This is a genomic window from Serratia sp. NPDC078593 (assembly GCF_050268245.1).
Taxonomy (GTDB): Bacteria; Pseudomonadota; Gammaproteobacteria; order Enterobacterales; family Enterobacteriaceae; genus JBNNGK01.
In genome coordinates this window covers 1-3768 of record NZ_JBNNGK010000041.1, presented here as the reverse complement: position 1 = coordinate 3768, position 3768 = coordinate 1, and the positions used below count along the sequence as shown (strand labels likewise).

3 protein-coding genes are annotated in these 3768 nt (G+C 58.8%); all 3 read right to left on the bottom strand.

Going from position 1 to position 3768, the window contains the following annotated elements:
- The coding region (locus ACQKDS_RS20095) for an OmpA family protein (RefSeq protein ID WP_427673887.1) at positions 1–1643 on the bottom strand (1643 nt) is incomplete at its 3' end.
- Positions 1598–2347: a type VI secretion system protein TssL, short form gene (gene tssL / locus ACQKDS_RS20090; protein WP_399674013.1), complete on the bottom strand. Its 750-nt coding sequence runs from the start codon at positions 2345–2347 to the stop codon at positions 1598–1600. The genes ACQKDS_RS20095 and tssL, both read right to left, overlap by 46 nt.
- Positions 2344–3693 (bottom strand): type VI secretion system baseplate subunit TssK, encoded by a 1350-nt coding sequence (gene tssK, locus ACQKDS_RS20085; RefSeq protein ID WP_399674015.1) that lies wholly within the window; start codon positions 3691–3693, stop codon positions 2344–2346. Before tssK ends, tssL begins: the two co-directional genes overlap by 4 nt.
- Between the last annotated feature and the right edge of the window lie 75 nt (positions 3694–3768).

Below are 3768 nucleotides of genomic sequence, written 5' to 3'. Positions count from 1 at the left end.
TCGACACGCCGATTCAGCGCGCGGCCTTCCGGGGTGTCGTTGGTGGCAACAGGGCGGCTTTCGCCGTAACCCTGCACCGCAAAACAGCTTTCCGGCACGTCCCCGGTATCACGCATCCAGTCGCGCACCGATTCGGCGCGCTGTTGCGAGAGGGTTTGGTTCAGTGTGGGGTTGCCGGTGTTATCGGTATGGCCGCTGACCACAATCAGCCAGCCCGGTTTGGCCTTGATGCCCACCAGCGCATTGACCAGTACCTTGGTTGAACCGGTTTTGAGCGCCGCTTTGCCGGAATCAAACAGCGACAAGCTGTCGAGGCGCACAATTTTTGGCGCTGGCTTCGGTTGGGGTTTTTCCGGCGGGGGCGGTGGAGGTGGTGGCGGCACATAGGTATCTATGGCTTGCTGAACCGCGAGCCACAGCCGTTCGCCCGGATACAGTCCCAAACCATATCGTTGTGGCACCCCCTGACGCTGCCAGCGTTCCAGTAACAACACGTCCTGCTGCAGGGCATGCAGTGACTGTGCTTTCGGGCCGTAGTGATCCATTGGAATGGCCTGCCAACGTTGCAGATCTGTAGCCACCTGGCGGATCAGGGCCTGGTTATGCAGGATGGATAAGGCGAGCGCGCTGAGTGCGCACAACAGCAGCACCATTACAACTCGACGCCTGGTTTTGCCACCTTGTAACGGCGTGGTATACGGCATCAGGAGCGGCAGAACAGGGTCGGCAAAATGCCAGCGAGGTTCATACACACCCACCCGGGTGGCGGGAGAGATACGAGTCAGACGAAACAGCCACTGTGGCCACAGGGCGCTAGCGGCGGTCTGTACCTGTCCAAGACGCAGAGTCACCGCAAACGGCCGAACTGCAGGGCACAGCCTGTCGGATTTTCCCAGCTCATCCAGCATGAGCGTATGAAGCATCGCCGTAGCCTGCATCAGAAACGGCTGGACGGTGGCGGTCTGCGCTGCACGCTGCCATTCACTGAGCGCGATCGCCGGTTCATCATTCGGGCACGCCAGTAACGTATTACCCCGCGCCACTATCCAGGGCGTCTCCGGACCGCTGAACTCCGCGTTCAGCACCACCGGGACGTCATAGCCAGTCAGTTCGCAAAGCTGTTTCACCTGCAGACGCAGCGCTTTTAGGGAAGCTCGTAACAGGGCCTCATCATCATGACGGTCCGGCAAACAGCGGTACATGACCGCAAGTTGCCCGGCCATCATCGGCGTACGGGCCAGCAGACGTGTGGCAAGCCCCGTCAATTCTGTCAGGTCGGTGATCCGTAGGTACCAACCCTGCGTCGTGTGACGAAATGGCCCCAATGCGAACATATTGTCATTCACATCCCCGCATACCAGTACCACCGGTCCGGTATGCTCTTCCGGCGGGAGAAAACTCGCGTCATCCACCTGCTGCGTAGGCTGCAGGTGGCAATAACGTCGGTAGGTCACCCACCCGGCAACGAGCAGTACAGCCAACGTCAGCAGTGATTTGCCCATCACCATCCATGGCAAGAACCCCCATACCAGCCACAATACGCCAACCAGACAGACCAACACTGGAAGCGCCGCGCGGACGAACATTCGTCCCCCCATCAGCGTTGCACCGGCAATTGCTGGTGCAGCAGGTCCTGCAGCCACAAATGCCCCCCCAGCCACACCGCGCCAGTCAGCACGACCGCCACCACAATCCAGAACCAGACGGAACGCAGCAGGTTGTAGCGACGCCGTCCAGTTTTGTGCACCACTAGGGATGCACCAGTCTCGAGTGGAGGTACGCGTTCATTGAGCGCCGAGATAACCTCATCACGACGGGATTGCCCCACACCGGACAGGCTGTACTGGCCCTGGAATCCCAACGCCAGCACCCGCTGGTAGCAGGTCAGTACTGCCGGCTCTGGGGCCGGTTGGCGCAGCACTTCCGCGATACGACCATACAATGCGCCACCGGCACGCAATGAACCAAAATAGACCGTCTGCAGTGGCGCTGAACGCCACGCTTTCTGAGCGGCATCCAGCATGACTTTCTGCGTATCGCCCGCACGTTCATAAGAGGAAGAGATCCCCGTAGGTTCCGCCTCACCGGCATCAGAAGCTGACGCCCTCTGTATCGGTTTACGGTTCAGAACCGTTTCGTCCAGCAGGGCGCACTGAGCATAGGTGATGTGATCAATGCTTTCACTATCAAACCCGGCACGCTTCAGCGCTTCACGCACACTGTCTACCTGTCCTTTACAGGCAGCATAAAGCGCCGGACCATCAGTAACTTCACCACCGTGGCGCAACTGCGCCACGGTCAGCCAAGTTTCTGCCATCAGAGCATCAATATCGGTGTCTTTTTTCATGAGCGCAGCACCGCAAACAGTTCCAGCTCCAGCTCACCGAGCACGGACGGGACATAGAACACACAGACCCCCTGATCCAGCATTTCACGCGCGGCATCGCTCTCCATATCCAGGACAAAGTACTGGTTCTCCAAACGTACCGGCAGAGCAGCAGGCACACGGCTGAGCGCAATAAGACCTATGCCTTCCACAGCCAGACCCGAGACCTCACCGACACTGGCCGGTGCCCCGGCAATACAAACTTCCGCAAAGCGTTCGGCAATCTGCCAAGCTGGCTGGTTACTTCGCACAGACAGATAAAAGTCGGCTTCATCACGCAGGCGAATATCATGCAGCACCGCTTTCCAAGTTTCCGGATCCATCCTGTCCATTTTGACTGCCACCACACGAGACGGCAGACTTGCTTCAAGCAGCTCGCTGATGAGATCAAATAACGGCGGGAAGGTCTTTTCCGGCGTGCTGTGGTCGTAGCCAGGAATGGCATCCAGATCATGATCCAGCGAGAAGGTCAGCATACTGCCGGCCAGACGAGCCAACTCTGCCCAGACCAGCTCGGGGTGCCTGTTTGGGAAACGTTCAAACTCGGCGAGCACACGAGCATGGGAGTTCAGGGCATTCAGCAGCCAGAACAGTGAAACATCGGCGACCGCAAAATCAGCCATCCGATCATTACTCTCTCGGCGCATAGACATCAGGCGCTGACGGCGTGAGCGCAGCTGGCGGTTTAACAGTGCCAGTCGTTCACACAGGCCACGACTGGCCGAGAATAATGCTATCGGCGGGATAAAATCCGGATCCTGACGCCAGCCCCCCTGCCCGTCTCGTAACAGGCGGGCAACGGCGCAGGTGTCCCAAGCACCATTGTCTTCATGCCCGAACCGAAAGGCCAGATTGAAGCGGGCCACTGCCATCGGCTCTTCTTCTTGGCTGAAACGATCAGCAATGTTTTCCCAGGCTTCGACATAGCGCAGCGGGCGCTCCGCTGGCACCGTATCAGTCAGCACATTGACAATCCCCGCCTGCATTACCGGCAACGCCACATACACCGTCACCGGGGCATTGTCTGCTGAAGCCGGGGCTTCAATCTCGCGGGGAGCCGGTGGCAGATCACTGTGCCGGGTATCAATCAGCGTGTCATCCGGGAGCCACAATCGCACCGACTGCGCCTGAACGCGACCTGACGCCAGCATGGCTTCATCTAGTTCGACATGTCCGACGCCCCAGGGGAATGCACTGCCGCGGTTAGCCACACCGGTACGGGACAACGCTTCCCACTCAGACTGCTGTTGAAACTGCTGAGGGGACAGCAATGCTCCCTCGTTCCACAATGGACGATAAATTTTCATCCCTGATTGCCCGCCTTAAGATTTTGCCTTCGGCATCTGCGAAACCAGTGACAGATTGACGTCCATCCCTTCCAC